Raw genomic sequence first — 18,441 nt, 5'->3', positions numbered from 1 at the left:
GGATCCTTTTCTCCGCGCGGAGGGGTGCGGCCGCTCCGCGCGGAGGGGTGCGGCGGTCGCCGGTCAGGTCTGGGCCGCCCGGTCGGCCAGCGCCGTCGGCGGCTCGTCGTCCATCTCGAAGGCCATCGGGAAGGGGGCGTGGCCGGCCAGCCGGAACCAGCGGACCTTGCGGTGCTCGCGCAGTCGGCGCACGGCTCCCACCGCGTCGTTGTAGAAGCGCCGGGCCATCGGAACGCGTCGCACGGCCTCGGTGAGTTCGTGCGCGGCCTCCTCGCCGCCGGGCGCCGCACGCACCGCCTCCACCTGGGCCGGCTCGGCGAACACGGCCCGCAACGCCTGGCTGAGCTCGCTCTCGGCGACCTCCCGCTGGTCCTCCTCGGCCTGTCGGGCGGCGTGCGCGGCCTCGTACAGGACGATCGACGCGGCCGGGTCGAGGACGCCGGAGGTCGCGAGTTCCTGGGCCACGGAGGCCCGGCGCAGCAGTTGCGCGTCGAGCGCGGCGCGGGCCGCGTCGATCCGGGAGTGCAGCCGGTCGAGCCGGCCGGCCGTCCAGCTGAGGTACAGGCCGATCGCGACGAGGACGACGAGGGTCCAGATGAGGGTTGCGGTCACGGGCGGCAAGATTACGCGCCGACGCCCCCGCCGGGTCCCGCGGTGCGCTCGGCGGGACGGTCACCCGAGAACCCCGGACGAGCCGAACGCCCCGGCTCCGGTTACCGTCCCCGCGGACCACCGCCTCACCGGCCCCGCGGGGACGGTCGTCTCGGGGACGGCCGTCCCCGTACCGGCCGCCGCGGCCCCCCAGGCCCCGGCGCGGGCCGGGCCCCTCACACGCCCGGGGCCGGCCCCGGGCACCGGCGCCAGCCGGACACAACGGGCAGCCGCGCCATAGCCGCCGTGGATGCAGCACCCCGCGGACATCGACCACCAGGAACCAGCCGCCGCAGACCCCGCCATGCCAGGTCCGCCCCCAAGGCCCCGGCCCGGAGCCGGGAACCGACCCGGCACACGCCCACCGCCCCACCGACGCCGCCACCGGCCAGCGCGGGCCCCGCCGCGCGAGGCCCGCACCCAGGGGCCCGGCCCGGCGCCGGGAACCGGACCAGTGCGCACCCACCGGGCGCAACGGACAGCCGCGCCCAAGCCGCCGGCCCACCACCGAAGACGTCGACCGCCAGGAAAGCCGCCGGAGGCCCCGCCACGCCAGGCCAGCCCCCTCCACTCGCCCGGAGCCGGGAACCGGCCCGGAGCACACCCACCGCGCCCCACCGACGCCCGCCACCCGCCCACCAGCCACCGCAGACCTCGTCGCACGAAGTCCGCACCCACGGGCCCGGACCGGCGCCGGGAACCGGCCCAGCGCAAGCACGCCGCAAACCCACCGCGCGAAGCCAGAACTCTCATGCCACCGACCACCGCAGGCCCGCCACGCGAAGCCCGCACCCGCCGGACCGGCCCGGAGCACACCCGCCGCGCCCCGCCAACGCCCGCCACCCGCCCACTGCCGACCCGCGGCGCGAGGCCAGGGCTCGCAAGCCACCGACCACCGCAGGCCCCGCCGCGCGAGGCCCGCACCCACGGCCCCGGCCCGGCACCGGGAACCGGCTCAGCGCACGCCTACCGGGCCCGGCCGCCACCGGCCACCGCCGACCCGCAACGCGAAGCCCGCACCCACCGGACCGGCCCGGCGCAGGGAACCGGCCCGGAGCATGCCCGGCCCTCGCTCACCGGGCCCGAGCGGTGCCGACGGCGGGGGTCCCAGGGCGCGCGGATCCCCAGGTCTCGCGAGTCCCCAGGTCTCGCGAGACCCAGGTCGCGCGAGTCCCAGGTCGCGCCGGTCCTCAGTCCCTGGCCAGGCCGAAGCGTGCGCGCAGGCTGCGGGTGCCGTCGTCCTCGGCCGCCGCCACCGCCGACGTGCCGTCGGTGACCGTCTCGTACACCGACAGGATGTCCGCGCCGACCGTCGACCAGTCGAAGCGTCGTACGTGCACGCTCCCCCGCTCCCGCAGCTCGGCCCGGCGGGCCGGGTCCGCGAGGAGGCGGACGGCCGCCTCGGCGAGGGCGTCGGAGTCCTCGTTGGGGAACAGCTCCCCCGCCGTGCCCTGGTCGAGCACCTGGGCGAAGGCGTCGAGGTCCGAGGCGAGCACGGGGGCGCCCGCCGACATGGCCTCGACGAGGATGATGCCGAAGCTCTCGCCACCGGTGTTCGGGGCGACGTACAGGTCGACGCTGCGCAGGAAGCGCGCCTTGTCCTCGTCGCTGATCATGCCGAGGAACTCCACGCGGGAGCGCAGCTCGGCGGGCAGCGACCGGACGGCCTCCTCCTCGTCGCCGCGGCCCGCGACCAGCAGCCGGGTCCGCGGGCGGGCGGCGAGGATCTTCGGCAGGGCCTTCATCAGCACCGGCAGGCCCTTGCGGGGCTCGTCGATGCGGCCGATGAAGCCGATCGTGCCGCCCTCCCCTCCCCCGGAACCGCCCTCGGCCGAGCCCCGGGCCTCTTCCGACTGCCACTCGGGCCTGGGCTCGGCGCGCGCGAAGAAGTCGACGTCGACGCCGTTGGGGATGACCACCGCGTCGCCGCCGAGGTGTTCGACGAGCGTACGGCGGGCGTACTCGCTGACCGCGATCCGGGCGCTGATCTTCTCCAGCGCCGCCTGCAGGATGGCGTACGCCGCGAGCATCGCGCGGGAGCGCGGGTTGGACGTGTGGAAGGTGGCCACGATCGGGCCCTGCGCGGCCCAGCAGGTCAGCAGGCCCAGCGACGGCGACGTCGGCTCGTGGATGTGCACCACGTCGAAGTGGCCGTCGTGCAGCCACCGGCGCACCCGCGCGGCGCTGAGGAAGCCGAAGTTCAGGCGGGCGACCGACCCGTTGTACGGCACCGGGACCGCGCGCCCGGCCGAGACGACGTACGGCGGCAGCGGGGTGTCGTCGTCGGCCGGGGCCAGGACGGAGACCTCGTGGCCGAGGCGGATGAAGTACTCGGCGAGGTCGCGGATGTGGAACTGGACGCCGCCGGGCACGTCCCAGGAGTACGGGCAGACGATGCCGATCCTCACGGGCGCTCCCCGTCCGACGGGCGGGGTTCCAGGTCCGCGAGCCACAACCGCTGCAGCATGTGCCAGTCCTCCGGATGTTCGGCGATCCCCGTGGCGAAGGTGTCGGCCAGCGCCTGTGTCATGGCAGACGTCTTCTCCGCCCGGGTACCTGTCCCGGGGACCTCGACCGGCGGATGCACGCGTCCCTGCATCACCGGCGAGCCGTCGTACCAGAGGGTCACCGGCAGCAGCAGCGCGCCGGTCTGCTGAGCGAGCAGGGCGGGGCCCGCGGGCATCCGGGTGGCCTCGCCGAAGAACGTCACCTCGACGCCGGAGGAGGACAGGTCGCGCTCGGCGACCAGGCAGACCAGGCCGCCGTCGCGCAGCCGCCGGGCCAGCGTGCCGAAGGCGGTGCCCCCGCTGTGCGGCAGGACCTCCATGCCGAGGCCCTCGCGGTAGGCGACGAAGCGGTCGTAGAGCGTCTCGGGCTTCAGGCGTTCGGCGACCGTGGTGAACGGCGTGCCGAGCGCGGTGGTGACCCAGGCGCCGGCCAGGTCCCAGTTGGCCATGTGGGGCAGCGCGAGGACGACGCCGCGGCCGGCGGCGAGCCCGTCGGTCAGGTAGTGCAGGTCCTTCGGGGCGAAGCCGTTCCTGATGCGCTCGGCGCTCCAGGCGGGCAGCCGGAAGGACTCCATCCAGTAGCGCAGGTACGAGCGCAGGCCGGCGCGGGACAGCTCGGCCAGCCGCTCGGGGCTCGCGCCGGGCACCACGCGCGCGTAGTTGCTCTCCAGCCGCCGTACGCCCTTGCCGCGCTGCTTCCAGGTGAGGTCGGCGATGCTGCGTCCGAGGCGCACCGCGACGGGCTCGGGGAGCTTCTTGACCACGCCCCAGCCGAGGCCGTACAGCCCGTCCGTCAGCCGGTCACGGGCGCTCACTTCGCCGCCTCGCGCCCCTGTGCGGTGCTGTCCCGGCCGTCCGCGGCGGCCTCCGCCTCGGCGGACTCCCGGCGGACGGTGACGACCCGCTGGATCAGCGTGACCAGGCTGCCGACGGCCACGATCCACAGGGCGACGGGCAGCAGGTACTGGATGCCGGGGACGCCGAACTTGTGCAGGCCCGCGAAGCCGGCCGCGACCAGGGAGATCACCAGGCGTTCGGCGCGCTCGACCAGGCCGTTGACGGCGACCGGCAGGCCGATCGACTCGCCGCGGGCCTTGGTGTACGACACCACCTGGCCGCTGGCCAGGCAGAAGATGGAGACCGCGCACAGCACGACGTCGTTGCCGCCGCCCGCGTACCACAGGGCGAAGCCGCCGAAGATCGCGCCGTCGGCGACCCGGTCGAGCGTGGAGTCGAGGAACGCGCCCCAGCGGCTGGAGCGGCCCAGCTGGCGGGCCATGTTGCCGTCGACGAGGTCGGAGAACACGAACAGCGTGATCACGACCGTGCCCCAGAAGAACTCGCCCCTGGGGTAGAAGACCAGCGCGCCCGCGACCACTCCGGCGGTGCCGATGAGCGTGACCGTGTCGGGGCTGACGCCCCGTCGGATCAGAAACGCGGCGAACGGTGTGAGGACACGCGTGAAGAATGCACGCGCGTACTTGTTCAGCATGGCCTTCCCGAGGGTCGGTGTGGCCGCGCGGCCCCTGCTGGCCACCGGCTGGCCCATCGTAGCCACGCGCGTGATGGTGCGACGGCCGGGCACTCGCACGGGGGACCGGCGGCCGCTTGCGCAGGGACCTACGGGCACGATCGCTGCCGTCGTATGGACGCACCGTGACGGGAGTGCAAAGCTCGAATGACCGCGGGCGTCACCGGAGCCGTCACCGCCGGGGCACCTCCCGGACCAGGTCTGGGCAGGCTCCGCATGTCCGCGCCCACAGTGACCTCACCGTCACGGGAGGCAGGATCATGGGCGACAAGGCGAACCCACACCCCGGAGCCGCCGGCAGGGCTACAGCGGCCGACCACCCCGCGTCCGTAAGGAATGTGGTGCTGGTCGGCCACAGCGGATCGGGCAAGACCACGTTGGTGGAGGCTCTCGCGCTCACGGCGGGAGCGGTGAACCGGGCGGGCCGCGTGGAGGACGGCGGCACCGTCTCCGACTACGACGAGATCGAGCACCGGCAGCAGCGCTCGGTGCAGCTCTCCCTGGTGCCCGTCGAATGGGACGGCATCAAGATAAACCTCCTCGACACCCCCGGATACGCCGACTTCGTCGGGGAGCTCAGGGCCGGTCTGCGAGCGGCGGACGCGGCCCTTTTCGTCGTCTCCGCCTCCGACGGCGTGGACGGCTCGACGCGGATGGTGTGGGACGAGTGCGCGGCCGTCGGCATGCCGCGGGCGATCGTGATCACGCATCTGGAGGCCGCGCGGGCGGACTTCGAGGAGATGACGCGGATCTGCGCGGAGGCCTTCGGCGGCGACGACCCCGACGCCGTGCTGCCGCTGTACCTCCCGCTGCACGGCCCGCAGGGTCCCGACGGGCACGCGCCCGTGACCGGACTGACGGGCCTGCTGACGCAGCGGCTGTTCGACTACTCCACCGGCGAGCGCAAGGAGTCCGAGCCGGGCGAGGACCGGCTGCCGCAGCTCGCGGACGCCCGCAACCGGCTGATCGAGGGGATCATCTCGGAGAGCGAGGACGAGACCCTCATGGACCGCTACCTCGGCGGTGAGCAGATCGACGTCAAGACGCTCATCGAGGACCTGGAACGGGCCGTCGCGCGCGGGGTGTTCTTCCCCGTGCTGGCCGCCGCGCCCGCGGCCGAGGGCGCCCGGCAGGGGCTCGGCACCGTGGAGCTGCTGGACCTGATCACCGGCGGGTTCCCGACGCCGTTCGAGCACCCCACGCCGGGCGTCACCACCATCGACGGCGAGCCGCGCGAGCTGAAGCCGTGCGACACCGACGGCCCGCTGGTCGCCGAGGTCGTCAAGACGTCCTCCGACCCCTACGTCGGCCGCCTCTCGCTGGTCCGCGTCTTCTCCGGGACCCTGCGCCCCGACCAGACGGTGCACGTCTCCGGCCACGGGCTGGCCGACCGCGGGCACGAGGACCACGACGTCGACGAGCGCATCGGCGCGCTGTCGACCCCGTTCGGCAAGCAGCAGCGCCCGGTGACGCACGCCGTCGCGGGCGACCTGGTGTGCGTGGCCAAGCTCGGCCGCGCCGAGACCGGGGACACGCTGTCCGCCAAGGACGACCCGCTGCTGATGGAGCCGTGGGAGATGCCCGACCCGCTGCTGCCGATCGCCATCCAGGCGCACAGCAAGGCGGACGAGGACAAGCTCTCCCAGGGTCTGGCCCGGCTGGTCGCCGAGGACCCGACGATGCGCCTGGAGCAGAACCAGGACACCCACCAGGTGGTGCTGTGGTGCCTGGGCGAGGCGCACGCGGACGTCGCGCTGGAACGGCTGCGCAGCCGCTACGGCGTCCAGGTCGACGTCGTCCCGCACAAGGTCTCCCTGCGTGAGACGTTCGCCGGGAAGGCCGGCGGGCGCGGGCGGCACGTGAAGCAGTCCGGCGGGCACGGGCAGTTCGCCATCTGCGAGATCGAGGTGGAGCCGCTGCCGGGCGGTTCGGGCATCGAGTTCGTGGACAAGGTGGTCGGCGGCGCGGTGCCGCGGCAGTTCATCCCGTCGGTCGAGAAGGGCGTGCGCGCCCAGGCCGCCAAGGGGGTGGCGGCCGGCTATCCGCTGATCGACGTCCGGGTCACGCTGCTCGACGGCAAGGCGCACTCGGTGGACTCCTCCGACGCCGCGTTCCAGACGGCGGGCGCGCTCGCGCTGCGGGAGGCCACGGCCGACGCGAGGATCCATCTGCTGGAGCCGGTGGCCGAGGTGAGCGTCCTGGTCGGCGACGACTACGTGGGCGCCGTGATGAGCGACCTGTCGGGGCGGCGCGGCCGGGTGCTCGGCACCGAGCAGACCAGCGGCGGCCGCACGGTCGTCCGGGCCGAGGTGCCCGAGATCGAGATCGGGCGGTACGCCGTCGACCTGCGCTCCCTCTCGCACGGGACCGCGCGGTTCAGCCGCCGTTACGCGCGGCACGAGCCGATGCCCCCGCAGATCGCCGAAAGGATCCGTCAAGAGGCGCGCGACTCCGGGTAGTGGGCGCCGGGCGCTCTTCGGCGGCCCGTGCGCAACCCGCGGGGAACGCTCCGCTCCGTGTCGGCGGGCGGCTTCGGCCGTCCGCCGACGAACGTCCGGTGCCTGCGGATACGCTGACGACTACCTGATCAAGTTGTCACGGGACACCATGACGAACTGATCAACAGGTGTGCGGAGCAAGGAAGTCGGGAAGAGCCGCATAGGCGAAACCGCGCGGCGATCGGGGGCGGGAATGACCGTTGACGCGAGTTACTCGGACTTTTTCGGTCCGCAGGAGCCGCGGACCGGAGGAAGTCTGACGGCGACCTTCGCGCTGGCCTCGGCGGCCTACCGGGACGGGCCGGTCGAGGAGATCAAGAAGGCCGACAACGAGTGGCACGAGACGACGGTCAACACGGGACGCTCCTGGGCGAAGATCTTCCGCCCCAACCTCGGTGAGGCGTTCTCCCAGGCGGTGATCAGCCGCATGCTGGGAGCGGGCCGCAAGCCCCTCATACAGTCCTTCGGCATGGAGCCGCAGGTGGTCGTCGACCACTGTCTGGCGGCCAACCGCATCCGCCGCGACCGCGACCGCAAGCTCACCGCGATCATGCTGCTGTGCGGGGTGCTGTTCCTGCCCGGCCTGCTGGTCTGGCTGCTGGTGTTCCAGCTGCGGGCCACCATGGCCCGGCAGGAGAACAAGCGGGTCTCCGGCATGGCCACCGTCCTGCTCGTCGCGGTCGGGGCCCTGGCGGTGCTGTTCCTGGTCCGGCTGCCGTTCGCCGGCCTGTGGGGGTGGTACGCGCGCGGGGCGGTCGTCGCGCCCGTGGCCGGCTGGTTCCTGGCGAAGCAGATCTGCGAGCGGACCGCGAAGGACCTGCGGGAGCGGTGGAACGGCCTGCTGTCCGGCAGCAACGTCGGCGCCGCCGTCCCGGAGGCCGTACCGACCAAGCCCGACGAGACCGCGGCCGAGCAACTGCGGCAGTCGCTGGCCAAGTTGAACGCCGAGCAGCAGTCCAACTCCGTCTTCTACGCCGGCCGCAAGGGCATACTCGGCATGGGAACGCGCTGGGGCGCCTGGCACCTCGCCGAGGAACTGGAGCCGGCCGACCCGGACAAGGCCATCCACGAGTTCCGCAGCTGGACGGTCGTCCGCGCCATACACGACGAGCTGAAGCTGCTTCCGCGCCAGCGTCTGAAGACGGGCGGATTCCCGCCGCCCGACGTGCGGGACTGGGTCGTCACCCCGATCGCCCCGGACGCCAAGGAGGTCTCCCGGCCCGAGGGACCGGACGTGGAGGGGTTCCAGGTCAAGCCGAGCGCCATGGAGAGCATCTGCAACCACAAGCAGTTCGACAGCGGCGACCGGCACTACCTGGGAGTGCAGTGGGCCCTGTGGGACAGCCAGTTGATCATCACCATGATGATCACGGTCACCGTGCTCAAGGAGACGCTGCGCATCGAGGTCACCGGCCATGCCCTCGGCCCGGTGAACGGCCTGTTCTACGGCAAGCCCTCGGCCCCGACCAAGGAGGTCGCCAAGACCGTCAAGTTCTGGGAGACCCGGAAGATCAACCTGCCGCTGGTCACCCCGGACGAGGTCGTACGGCTGTCCGCCCGCGCCGCCATGCGCTGGAACCCGCCGCTGCTGAACTGGCTCGGCGGCTCCATAGGCCTGCCCGAGCCGTTCGGTCTGCGGCACGCCTGGGCCGACCAGCCCTGGGGCCACCGGTTCATGAGCGACGACGTGCTGCGCGCGGCCACGCCGGTCCTGCGGCGGGTCCACCACGCGGCGTTGCAGGTGCTGCAGGAGCACCGTGTGAACGTCGAGAAGTTCAAATCGCGGTCGTCGGCCCTCAGCGGCGCGGTCCAGGAGGCGACGCCGAAGAAGGCCGACACCTACGACGCCTGACGGCCCGGGTGTCCCAGGGGTCCCGGCCGGGCTCAGACGCCCCGGCCGGGCCAGGCCTCCGCCAGCATCTTCCTCGTGTCGGCCAGCAGCTGCGGCAGCACCCTGGTGTGACCGACCACGGGCATGAAGTTCGTGTCCCCGCCCCAGCGGGGCACGATGTGCTGGTGGAGGTGGGCCGCGATGCCGGCCCCGGCGACCGAGCCCTGGTTCATGCCGACGTTGAAGCCGTGGGCGCCGGAGGCGGTGCGCAGCGCCGTCATCGCCTGCTTGGTCAGGGCGGCGAGCTCGACCGTCTCCGGGTCGGTGAGGTCGGTGTAGTCGGCGACGTGCCGGTAGGGGACGACCATCAGGTGGCCGCCGTTGTACGGGTACAGGTTCAGCACCGCGTAGACCTGCTCGCCGCGCTTGACGATCAGGCCGTCCTCGTCGGACTTGGCCGGGATCGAGCAGAAGGGACAGCCGTCGCCGGCGCCCGGGCCGGTCGGCTTGTTCTCACCCTGGATGTAGGCCATCCGATGGGGCGTCCACAGGCGCTGGAACGCGTCCTGGGTGCCCACTCCCCACTGCTGCTCGGGCTCACTCGTCATGCAGTGCAGCATATGGCGTCGCCCGTTCGGAGCGTGTCGCCGGGGGCCGCCGGGGCCGGCCGCGGGCCAAGCTGGGCCGATGATGGACGACGACAGCCGCTTGGCCCGCTGGGAGAGGCTCACCGGGCCGCCGCTCGCCGTGGGGGCGCTGGTGTTCCTCGCCTCGTACGCGGTCCGCGTCCTGGACAACGGCCTGCCGGACGTCTGGCTGAACCTGTGCCTGGCGCTCACGCTGGCCTCCTGGGCGCTGTTCGCCGTCGACTACGCGGTGCGCTGGCGGCTGAGCGGGGAGGGGCCGCGCTTCGTGCGGACGCACTGGCTGGACACCGTGGTGCTGGTGCTGCCGCTGTTGCGTCCGGTGCGGGTCGTCAGGCTGTACGAGGGCATGCAGCGGCGGGGCGGGCGGCCGCGGCTCGCCCTGCACGCGCGTGTGATGGCCTACGCGGGGATCTCCGTCACGCTGCTCGGCTTCGCGGGCTCCCTCGCCGTCTACCAGCAGGAGCGTGACGCGCCGCACGCGACCATGCGCACCTTCGGTGACGCCGTCTGGTGGACGTGCGCGACCCTCGCGACGGTCGGCTACGGCGACATCGCGCCGGTCACGCCGCTGGGGCGGGTGATCGCGGTCGGGATCATGTTGATCGGTGTGGCGCTGCTCGGCGCCGTGACCGGCACCTTCGCGTCCTGGCTGCTGCACGTCTTCGCCCGCGAGGACGAAGAGAGGCCCCCGGGCGGCTGACCGACGCGACGGCGTCGGCCGGCTCCCCGGGGGCCCATGGGGTGCCGGGTCAGACCTGGACCCGCTCCTGGACGATCTTCTCGATCTTCGCGATGGCCTCGTCGAACGGGATGCCGTTCTCCTGCGAGCCGTCGCGGTAGCGGAAGGACACCGAGCCGTTCGACATGTCCTCGTCGCCCGCGATGACCATGAAGGGCACCTTCTGCTTCTGGGCGTTGCGGATCTTCTTCTGCATGCGGTCGGAGGAGGAGTCCACCTCGACGCGCAGGCCCTGCTTCTTCGCCGCGGCGGCGAACTTCTGCAGGTACTCCACGTGCGCGTCGCCGATCGGGATGCCGATCGCCTGCACCGGGGCCAGCCAGGCCGGGAAGGCGCCCGCGTAGTGCTCGAGCAGGACGGCGAAGAAGCGCTCGATCGACCCGAACAGCGCGCGGTGGATCATGACCGGGCGCTGCTTGCTGCCGTCGGCCGCCGTGTACTGCAGGTCGAAGCGCTCCGGCAGGTTGAAGTCGAGCTGGACGGTCGACATCTGCCAGGTGCGGCCGATGGCGTCCTTGGCCTGGACGGAGATCTTCGGACCGTAGAAGGCGGCGCCGCCCGGGTCGGGGACCAGCGGCAGGCCCTGCTTTTCGGCGACCTGGCGGAGGGTCTCGGTCGCCTCCTCCCACACCTCGTCGGAGCCGACGAACTTCTCCGGGTCCTTGGTGGACAGTTCGAGGTAGAAGTCGGTCAGGCCGTAGTCGCGCAGCAGGTTGAGCACGAAGGTGAGCGTCTTGTCGAGCTCGTCCGCCATCTGCTCGCGGGTGCAGTAGATGTGCGCGTCGTCCTGGGTGAAGCCGCGGGCCCGGGTCAGGCCGTGCACCACGCCCGACTTCTCGTACCGGTACACGGTCCCGAACTCGAAGAGGCGCAGCGGCAGTTCGCGGTAGGAGCGGCCGCGCGCGTCGAAGATCAGGTTGTGCATCGGGCAGTTCATGGGCTTGAGGTAGTAGTCCACGCCCTCGTCGAGCTGCATGGGCGGGTACATGCCGTCGGCGTACCAGTCCAGGTGGCCCGAGGTCTCGAAGAGCTTCCCCTTCGTCGCGTGCGGGGTGTAGACGAACTCGTAGCCCTCCTCCTCGTGGCGGCGGCGCGAGTAGTCCTCCATCACGCGGCGGACGATGCCGCCCTTGGGGTGGAAGACGGCGAGGCCGGAGCCGATCTGCTCCGGGATGGAGAACAGGTCGAGCTCGCTGCCCAGCTTGCGGTGGTCGCGCTTCTCGGCCTCGGCGAGGAAGTCCAGGTACTGCTTCAGCTCGTCCTTGGACGGCCAGGCGGTGCCGTAGATGCGCTGGAGCATCGGGTTCTTCTCGCTGCCGCGCCAGTAGGCGGCCGCGTTGCGCATCAGCTTGAACGCCGGGATCAGGCGGGTGGAGGGCAGGTGGGGACCGCGGCAGAGGTCCTTCCAGCACAGCTCGCCGGTCTTGGCGTCCAGGTTGTCGTAGATCGTCAGCTCGCCCGCGCCGACCTCGACGTCCGCGCCGTCGTCGGAGGAGGCCGAGCCCTTGAGGCCGATCAGCTCCAGCTTGTACGGCTCGTCCGCGAGCTCCTCGCGGGCGGCCTCGTCGGTGACGACCCGGCGGGCGAACTTCTGCCCGCGCTTCTGGATCTCCTGCATCTTCTTCTCGACGGCCTTGAGATCCTCGGGCGTGAAGGGCCGGTCGACGTCGAAGTCGTAGTAGAAGCCGTCCTTGACGGGCGGGCCGATGCCCAGCTTGGCCTCGGGGAACAGCTCCTGCACGGCCTGCGCCATGACGTGCGCGGTGGAGTGGCGCAGGATGTTCAGACCGTCCTCGGAGGAGATCTCGACGCCCTCCACGGTCTCGCCGTCCGCGGGCACGTACGACAGGTCCTTGAGCTCGCCGCCGACGCGTACGGCGATGACCGACCGCTCGCCCGCGAAGATCTCGGCGGCCGTGGTGCCCGTCGTCACCACGCGCTCTTCCCGCTCGGAATCGCGTTGGATGATCACACGGACGTCTGACACCGGTCTCTCCTGCCTGAAGGTGGTTGCGGCGCCATACCAGGAGCGCGCGCACTACCGGATCGTACCGACCCGGCCCCCTCCTTAGCGAAATCCCCGCTCTTCGGCGGCCTCGGCGACCGGGTCCGGGCTCTCGTGCAGAACCTTCATCAGCCGGTCCCGCTCGGCCTCGTCCACCTGCACCGGGACGACTCCGCCGGCGCCCGTCAGCCGCCGGAAGCCGCCCCTGCTCTCCAGCCGTCCCCGCACCCGCACCGGCACTCCGTCGAGATGCGCCTGCCCGGCGGTGCGGTAGTCCTCCTCCCCCAGGGTCAGCCGGACGTGCGCGACCTCGGCGCCCGCGAGCACGCGCAGCCGCACGCTGCCCTCGCCGCTCGGTCCCGGCCGGCGCATCCGGACCACCGCGCCGGTGATCCGCACGGCTTCGGACGGCTCCCGGCGCAGATACCGGGCACCCGCCTCACGCAGCACGGGCAGGTCGCCAGGGGAGAACTCGACCGGTGCGGCGGCGGGCGCGCAGTCCGCCGGGGCCCCGGCGGCGGGCGCCCACTCGACGGCGATCCGGGCGCCCTGGGTGCCGCGCACCAGGGCGATCAGCGCCTCGGTGAGCTCACGGCTGACGCCGGCCCGCACGGCGCCGTCGAAGGCGTCCATCGAGCCGGTGGCCCGCCCGTGGTCGACGGCCTCGCGGGCCGCGTGCAGGGCCCGGCTCAGGCACACCGCGAGCGGGCGCCCGGCGTGGACGGGCACGAAGGCGGTCAGCCGGTCCCCGCCCGCCGCGGGACCGACCAGCACGTGCGCCAGCATCGCGGCGGCGGAGCGGCGGTGCCGGGCGCCGTGGTAGCCCGTACGCGCGCGTGCGGCGAGGGCGCCGGCGAGCAGCGTCCGGCGGGCCGCGGCGCGCAGCTGTTCCTCGGCCGTCCAGGGGGCGGCGCCGGCGGGTCCCGCCGGGACGTCCCGCCACCAGCGGACCTCGTCGCTGGGCACGGCCAGGGCGAGCAGCACCTCGCGGGCGGACGGCGTGCCGCTGCGGGTCAGCGCGAGGAGCGCCTCGGCGAGCAGGTCGTCGCTGTCCGGGAAGGCGCGGCTGACCGGCACCAGCAGGCTCGTGCCGCCGCCCGGACCGGGCGAGGTCCAGCGGCCGTACCGTCCGGCGGCTCCGCCGCGGCGCTGCCAGCCGTGCCGGCGCAGCAGGGCGCCGAGCACGGCGGGGTCGACCAGGCCGGGCTCCGGGGGCCGGTGCCATGCCGCCTCGGCGGGATGCGGTCGCACGGGCCGCAGCGGCCCCTCGGCCGGACGGTGCGTCACGGTCTGCCTCCCGTCCCGACCCGCGTCATGATCTCGCACAGCGCGCGGTCGTCGAAGATGCGTGCGGTCGGTATCCGCACGGTGGTCCGGCTGCGGCCGGTGACCGGGTGACCGGCGAGGTTGATCCAGTAGCAGCAGTGCCGCAGGTCGAGGCGGTCGTGGCCGGCCCGCAGCCAGTCCTCCCGGGACCTGGGGACCAGCATCACGACCAGGATCTTGTGCACCGAGACCGGGGTGCGCGCGAGCTTGCGCAGATGGTCGTTGTCGAGCGAGAAGGAGAAGGACCGGCCCGGGGGATTCGGCGGGACCTGGTACGTGCACTTCAGCTGGACCTTGATGGTCACCTCGTCGTCGACGGTGTGCCCGGGCGCGCTGTGGCTGACGTGCCAGTCGATGCCGGTGTCGGGAAACGGCTGGGACAGCGAGCAGCCCGCGGCCGCCGCGACCGCGTGCAGATAGCCGACCTGCAGTGTCTCCATGCAGGCGGTGGTGGCGAGGGTGCCGCGATGAGGGCCCGCGTGGCCGGGCAGCAGCCCGCCCCGCTCGGGCTGCGCTGTCGCCATGACCAACAGCCTTCCGTGCCGGGGGTTTCCCCGCTTCGGGCCTGTGAACTGCAAAGACCCGTACTCCTGTTGTCTCCTCCCGGCGTACTGCGCAAACAGCCCGGGTATCACCGAAACGGCAGAAGACGGAACGTCAGCGGCGGCGGCTGTGCGAGGAGTTGGTAGTCATGACGTGCTGGTACGAGGGGCCCCTGGCCGCCTTCGACACGGAGACCACGGGCGTGGACGTGGAGACCGACCGGATCGTGTCGGCCGCCGTCGTCGTCCAGGACGCCCCGGGCGCGAGGCCACGGGTGAGGCGCTGGCTGGTGAACCCGGGCGTGCCGGTGCCCGAGTCGGCCACTGCGGTGCACGGGCTGACGGAGGGGCACCTGCAGGCGAACGGCCGCTGGCCGGCGCCGGTGGTGTACGAGATAGCGGAGGAACTGGCCGAACACGCTTCCCTGGGACGCCCGTTGGTCGTCATGAACGCGCCGTTCGACCTGACGCTGCTGGACCGCGAGCTGCGCCGGCACCGCGCCTCGTCGCTGGGCCGGTGGCTGGATCCGGCGCGACTGTGCGTCCTCGACCCGCGGGTACTCGACAAGCACCTCGACCGCTACCGCAAGGGCCGCCGCACCCTGACCGACCTGTGCGCGCACTACGAGGTCACGCTGGAGGGCGCGCACGACGCGGCGGCGGACGCGCTGGCGGCCCTGGAGGTGGTCCGGGCGGTGGGGCGGCGTTTCGCGGCCCGGCTGGAGCGCCTGTCCCCCGCCGAGCTGCACACCCTCCAGGTGACGTGGCACGCGGCGCAGGCGCGCGGGCTGCAGGCGTGGTTCGCGCGCAGCGGCACCCCGGAAGCGGTGAACACCGACTGGCCGCTGCGCCCGGAGCTGCCGGCGGCCGCCGCCTAGGCACCGGTGAGGGCGCGCAGGCGGACAAAAAGCCGGTCCGCTTTGGCGGACCGGCTTTTCCCGGTGGGCGATACTGGGTTCGAACCAGTGACCTCTTCGGTGTGAACGAAGCGCTCTCCCACTGAGCTAATCGCCCGGGAACGCACTGAACAATACAGGCCCCCGCCGGGTTCCTTCAAACCGCTTCCAGGTAAGCCGCCAGCCCCCGCCGCCCGTCCCGCATCATCAGCCGGTGGTTGGCCCGGAACAGCGGCCGCCCCGGTACCGCCAGCCGCCTGAGCAGCGGCTTGTTCACCACGACGAGCTGGTCGTAGCGGGCGAGGGTGCCGGTTCCGTCCGCGCCGAGCGTCCAGCGCGCCCAGCCGTCCATGTCGCCGGTCATGGAGATCTCCAGCACCCCGGCCACGGGGTCGCGCCGCGCCGCGCGGGCGGTGAACGTCAGGTCGTACGGCAGGGCCGACCGGACGCGGATGACGCCGCTGGTGTCGTCGATCCTGGTGACCTCGCGGATCTGCCGCCACCAGCGCGGATAGTCCTCGGCCCGCTCCAGCACCCGGTACACGGTGGCGGGCGGGGCGGGCAGGCGCCAGCAGGTGCGGAAGCGGTAGCGCGTCCAGTCCATGGGGGCAGTGTGCCCGCGCGGCACGTCCTGCGCCTGGTCTGAGTACGTCCTTGAGTACCCACGCTCATGCCCCGGGCCGTGGCCCGGACCACACTCCAGGGCATGACGCACCTTCCACCTCCGGCGGAGGAACTCCGGCTGATCGACGCCGAGCTGTGGCGACTGGACGCCCGGCGGGCGCAGTTGCTGGCCCGCCGCGCCTGGCTGGTCGCCGCCCTGCGGCCGGCCGCGCCGACGGAGCCCGCTCCGCAACCCCGCTCCGAGGCAGGCGCGCCGCGGGTGCAGAACGTGCTGCTCCTGCTGGGCGGCGTGCTGCTGGTCATCGCCGCGATGGCGTTCACGCTGGTCAGCTGGGGGCACCTGGGCATCGCCGGACGGGCCGCCGTGCTCGGCGCGGTGACGCTGGCCGCGCTGGCGGCGCCCGCGGCGCTGGTGAAGCGGGGGCTGCGGTCGACGGCGGAGTCGGTGGCCGGCCTGGCGCTGGCGCTGACGGTGCTGGACGCGTACGCGCTGCACGAGGCGGCGCTCACCGGTACCGACGCCACCGGGTACGCGGCGGCCGTCTCGGCGGTGCTGGCCGTGCTGTGGGCGGCGTACGGGCTGCTGCCGGGCACCGCCGGGCTGCGTCTGCCGGGTCCGGCGGCGCTGGTCACGGCGCAGGTCACGCTTCCGCTGTGGGCGGTCGCGGCCACGGCGGGCCCGTACGGCGTCACGGCCGCCCTGCTGCTGACGGCCGGGTTCGACACCGCCCTGGCGCTGCGGGCGACCGGCCGGGCCGTGCGGCTGACCGCCGTCTGCGGCGCGTACGGCGTGGGCGGCTGGGGTGTGGCGGGGGCCCTGTGGCTGTCCTGGAGCGCGACCGGTCCGGGCGCCGCCACGCGTGCGGCGGCGCTCCTGGTCCTCGCGGCGGCGATCGCCCTCGCCTCCGCCCTGCGGCTCGTGAAGCCGCTCCTCGCCACGGGGAACGCGCTGCTGGGCGGCCTGTTGCTGGTCGCGGCCCTCGGCGGGACGCTGCGCGTGACACTGCCGGACGACTGGACGGTGCCCGCCCATCTGGTCTGGGGCGTCGCCCTGCTGGCGGCCGTGCGGGCGCCGCTGCCCGAGCCGGTGCGGCGCGGCCTCGCCGGCGCCTCGGCCGGCGTCCAGGGCCTGGCGCTGCTGTGGGCCCTGCCGGTGGTGGCGGTGACGTTGCTGGGACCCGTCTCCTGGGCGGGACGGGTGTGGTCCGGCACGCCGTCGGACGCCCGCGCCGCCGTCACGGCCGACCTGCCCTGGCCGCCGCACGCGGTGGCGGCGCCGGTGGTCCTGGCGGTCGTCGCCGCGGTGACGGTGTCGGTGGTCCGTGACGCGACCTGGCGGCCACGCGCCCTGGCCGGCGCCCTGGCGCTGGCGTGGGCGACGGCACTCGTCCTCCCGGCCGTGCTCCAGGTGCCGTACCCGGCCGGGCTGTTGCTGCAGGGACTGGTCTCGGCGGGAGCCCTGGCGGCGGCCGAGCTCACCTCCGCACGGCACACCGCGACCGTTCTCGCGCTCGTCACGTCGCTCGCTGTGGCCTTCCTGTCCCTGGCCGGCCGGACCCCGACCCTGACCGTCCTGTCCCTGCTGGCGGCGCTGTTCGCGGCGGCCGCCTGCCGGGCCCGGCTCGCCCCCGTCGCGGCACCGGCCGCGCTCGCCTTCGCAGCCGCGCTCACCTGCGCGGTGGGTGCCGCCGCCGGGTGGCAGCCGCAGCACACGGCCCTGCTGGTGCTGGCGGTCCCGGTGGCCGCGGCGCTGTTCGCCGCGGGGCTGGGCGGCTCGTGGGCGACCGTGCCGATCGAGGTGGCGGGAGCGGCGACCGGGCTGCTCGCGATCGGGCTCGCGGCCTGCGACGCCCCGATGCTCGCTCTGGTGCTGGCCCTGTGCGGAGTGATCACGGCGGGCACGGCGCTCCGCCCCGGGCGCCGCCACGCGGGCTACGCGGCCGCCGTGCTGTTCGTCCTGGCCGGCTGGGTCCGCCTGGCGGCCTGGGACGTCACGGCACCCGAGGCGTACGCGCTCCCGGTCACCGTCCCGGCGCTGGTCGTCGGCGTCCTGCGCAGGCAGCGCGACCCGCGGACCTCGTCCTGGACGGCGTACGGCCCGGGTCTCGCCGTCACGCTGCTGCCCTCGCTCGTCGCCGCGTGGGCCGACCCGCACGTCACGCGTCCGCTGCTGCTGGGCACGGGTGCGCTCCTGGTCACCCTGGCCGGCGCCCGGCACCGGCTCCAGGCGCCGCTCCTGCTCGGCGGCTCGGTGCTCGTGCTGGACGCGCTGCACGAACTCGCGCCCTACGTGGTGCAGGTGACGGACGCGCTGCCGCGCTGGGTGCCTCCCGCCCTCGCCGGCCTGCTGCTGCTCGCGCTCGGCGCGACGTACGAGAGCCGCATCCGGGACGTCCGGCGGGTGCGGGAGGTGCTGGGGCGGATGAACTGAACGCCTGCCCGGCGCCGGACCGGTCCGGCGGCGGGCAGGCGCCGGGCAGGCATCTGGCCGCTACCGGGATTTACTGGTCGTTTCAGAATGCCGTCCTGCGGAGACGCTGGTGGCCCATGGAAAAATCCCTTGACGAGGCCATGAGGGTAGCTATCCCGTCGCTTGAGCGACTGACAGATGTCCACGAACAGCCGCGACGGACTGTCGCCGCAT

General features: G+C 73.5%; 14 protein-coding genes and 1 tRNA gene. 5 read left to right on the top strand and 10 right to left on the bottom strand.

Annotated features, from left to right (window positions below):
• Positions 1–63 precede the first annotated feature (63 nt).
• The 4 genes from AB0G63_RS28405 to pgsA form a co-directional block, all read right to left on the bottom strand.
• A complete protein-coding gene (locus AB0G63_RS28405) occupies positions 64–612 on the bottom strand; it encodes a hypothetical protein (RefSeq protein WP_324788644.1) in 549 nt (182 codons plus the stop codon).
• Between the two features lie 1,229 nt (positions 613–1,841).
• Positions 1,842–3,059 carry a glycosyltransferase family 4 protein gene (locus AB0G63_RS28400; RefSeq protein ID WP_360755746.1) on the bottom strand — a complete coding sequence of 406 codons (1,218 nt, stop codon included), beginning with the start codon at positions 3,057–3,059 and terminating at the stop codon, positions 1,842–1,844.
• The gene (locus AB0G63_RS28395; RefSeq protein ID WP_360755743.1) at positions 3,056–3,973 is read right to left on the bottom strand and encodes a phosphatidylinositol mannoside acyltransferase; all 918 of its coding nucleotides are present in this window, start codon (positions 3,971–3,973) and stop codon (positions 3,056–3,058) included. Before AB0G63_RS28395 ends, AB0G63_RS28400 begins: the two co-directional genes overlap by 4 nt.
• A complete protein-coding gene (gene pgsA, locus AB0G63_RS28390) occupies positions 3,970–4,707 on the bottom strand; it encodes a phosphatidylinositol phosphate synthase (RefSeq protein WP_360755821.1) in 738 nt (245 codons plus the stop codon). The genes AB0G63_RS28395 and pgsA overlap by 4 nt, the downstream gene beginning before the upstream one ends.
• A 242-nt stretch (positions 4,708–4,949) precedes the next feature.
• On the opposite strand from pgsA, the gene AB0G63_RS28385 reads away from it, so the two are divergent.
• Positions 4,950–7,148, top strand: coding sequence for an elongation factor G-like protein EF-G2 (locus tag AB0G63_RS28385; protein WP_360755741.1), 2,199 nt, complete (start codon positions 4,950–4,952; stop codon positions 7,146–7,148).
• Between the two features lie 232 nt (positions 7,149–7,380).
• Positions 7,381–9,039: a hypothetical protein gene (locus AB0G63_RS28380; protein WP_360755738.1), complete on the top strand. Its 1,659-nt coding sequence runs from the start codon at positions 7,381–7,383 to the stop codon at positions 9,037–9,039.
• A gap of 32 nt (positions 9,040–9,071) precedes the next feature.
• Here AB0G63_RS28380 and AB0G63_RS28375 read toward each other — a convergent pair whose 3' ends face one another.
• Positions 9,072–9,638: an HIT domain-containing protein gene (locus AB0G63_RS28375; protein ID WP_360755735.1), complete on the bottom strand. Its 567-nt coding sequence runs from the start codon at positions 9,636–9,638 to the stop codon at positions 9,072–9,074.
• 70 nt (positions 9,639–9,708) lie between these two features.
• Here AB0G63_RS28375 and AB0G63_RS28370 point away from each other — a divergent pair, with 70 nt between their 5' ends.
• A complete protein-coding gene (locus AB0G63_RS28370) occupies positions 9,709–10,365 on the top strand; it encodes an ion channel (RefSeq protein ID WP_360755818.1) in 657 nt (218 codons plus the stop codon).
• 49 nt (positions 10,366–10,414) lie between these two features.
• Here AB0G63_RS28370 and thrS read toward each other — a convergent pair whose 3' ends face one another.
• From thrS to AB0G63_RS28355, 3 genes are all read right to left on the bottom strand, one after another.
• Positions 10,415–12,391 (bottom strand): threonine--tRNA ligase, encoded by a 1,977-nt coding sequence (thrS, locus tag AB0G63_RS28365; RefSeq protein WP_360755733.1) that lies wholly within the window; start codon positions 12,389–12,391, stop codon positions 10,415–10,417.
• Between the two features lie 81 nt (positions 12,392–12,472).
• Complete coding sequence (locus AB0G63_RS28360) at positions 12,473–13,696, bottom strand: hypothetical protein (protein ID WP_360755731.1); 1,224 nt, start codon at positions 13,694–13,696, stop codon at positions 12,473–12,475.
• Entirely contained in the window at positions 13,693–14,259 is a 567-nt protein-coding gene (locus AB0G63_RS28355; protein WP_360755729.1) for a DUF4365 domain-containing protein, read from the bottom strand. Before AB0G63_RS28355 ends, AB0G63_RS28360 begins: the two co-directional genes overlap by 4 nt.
• A gap of 167 nt (positions 14,260–14,426) precedes the next feature.
• On the opposite strand from AB0G63_RS28355, the gene AB0G63_RS28350 reads away from it, so the two are divergent.
• On the top strand, positions 14,427–15,155 hold the full coding sequence (locus tag AB0G63_RS28350) for a 3'-5' exonuclease (protein ID WP_360755727.1): 729 nt from the start codon (positions 14,427–14,429) through the stop codon (positions 15,153–15,155).
• 64 nt (positions 15,156–15,219) lie between these two features.
• Here AB0G63_RS28350 and AB0G63_RS28345 read toward each other — a convergent pair.
• Both AB0G63_RS28345 and AB0G63_RS28340 read right to left on the bottom strand, forming a co-directional pair.
• Positions 15,220–15,291, bottom strand: a tRNA-Val gene (locus AB0G63_RS28345).
• Between the two features lie 39 nt (positions 15,292–15,330).
• Positions 15,331–15,777, bottom strand: a complete 447-nt coding sequence (locus AB0G63_RS28340; RefSeq protein ID WP_360755724.1) for an SRPBCC family protein — start codon at positions 15,775–15,777, stop codon at positions 15,331–15,333.
• 102 nt (positions 15,778–15,879) lie between these two features.
• On the opposite strand from AB0G63_RS28340, the gene AB0G63_RS28335 reads away from it, so the two are divergent.
• Positions 15,880–18,228 carry a hypothetical protein gene (locus tag AB0G63_RS28335; RefSeq protein ID WP_360755721.1) on the top strand — a complete coding sequence of 783 codons (2,349 nt, stop codon included), beginning with the start codon at positions 15,880–15,882 and terminating at the stop codon, positions 18,226–18,228.
• The last annotated feature ends 213 nt before the right edge of the window (positions 18,229–18,441 follow it).

Source organism: Streptomyces sp. NPDC020996 (assembly GCF_040641355.1).
Classification (GTDB): Bacteria; Actinomycetota; Actinomycetes; order Streptomycetales; family Streptomycetaceae; genus Streptomyces.
Note: the sequence above shows the minus strand (reverse complement) of the source record. Positions and strands in the feature narration are given on the sequence as shown.

Bases quoted from the DNA above. Each gene is read 5' to 3' on its own strand.
- pgsA (WP_360755821.1), bottom strand. From the start codon at position 4,707: ATGGGCCAGCCGGTGGCCAGCAGGGGCCGCGCGGCCACACCGACCCTC.
- AB0G63_RS28385 (WP_360755741.1), top strand. From the start codon at position 4,950: ATGGGCGACAAGGCGAACCCACACCCCGGAGCCGCCGGCAGGGCTACA.
- AB0G63_RS28380 (WP_360755738.1), top strand. From the start codon at position 7,381: ATGACCGTTGACGCGAGTTACTCGGACTTTTTCGGTCCGCAGGAGCCG.
- AB0G63_RS28375 (WP_360755735.1), bottom strand. From the start codon at position 9,638: ATGCTGCACTGCATGACGAGTGAGCCCGAGCAGCAGTGGGGAGTGGGC.
- AB0G63_RS28370 (WP_360755818.1), top strand. From the start codon at position 9,709: ATGGACGACGACAGCCGCTTGGCCCGCTGGGAGAGGCTCACCGGGCCG.
- AB0G63_RS28355 (WP_360755729.1), bottom strand. From the start codon at position 14,259: ATGGCGACAGCGCAGCCCGAGCGGGGCGGGCTGCTGCCCGGCCACGCG.
- AB0G63_RS28350 (WP_360755727.1), top strand. From the start codon at position 14,427: ATGACGTGCTGGTACGAGGGGCCCCTGGCCGCCTTCGACACGGAGACC.
- AB0G63_RS28340 (WP_360755724.1), bottom strand. From the start codon at position 15,777: ATGGACTGGACGCGCTACCGCTTCCGCACCTGCTGGCGCCTGCCCGCC.
- AB0G63_RS28335 (WP_360755721.1), top strand. From the start codon at position 15,880: ATGACGCACCTTCCACCTCCGGCGGAGGAACTCCGGCTGATCGACGCC.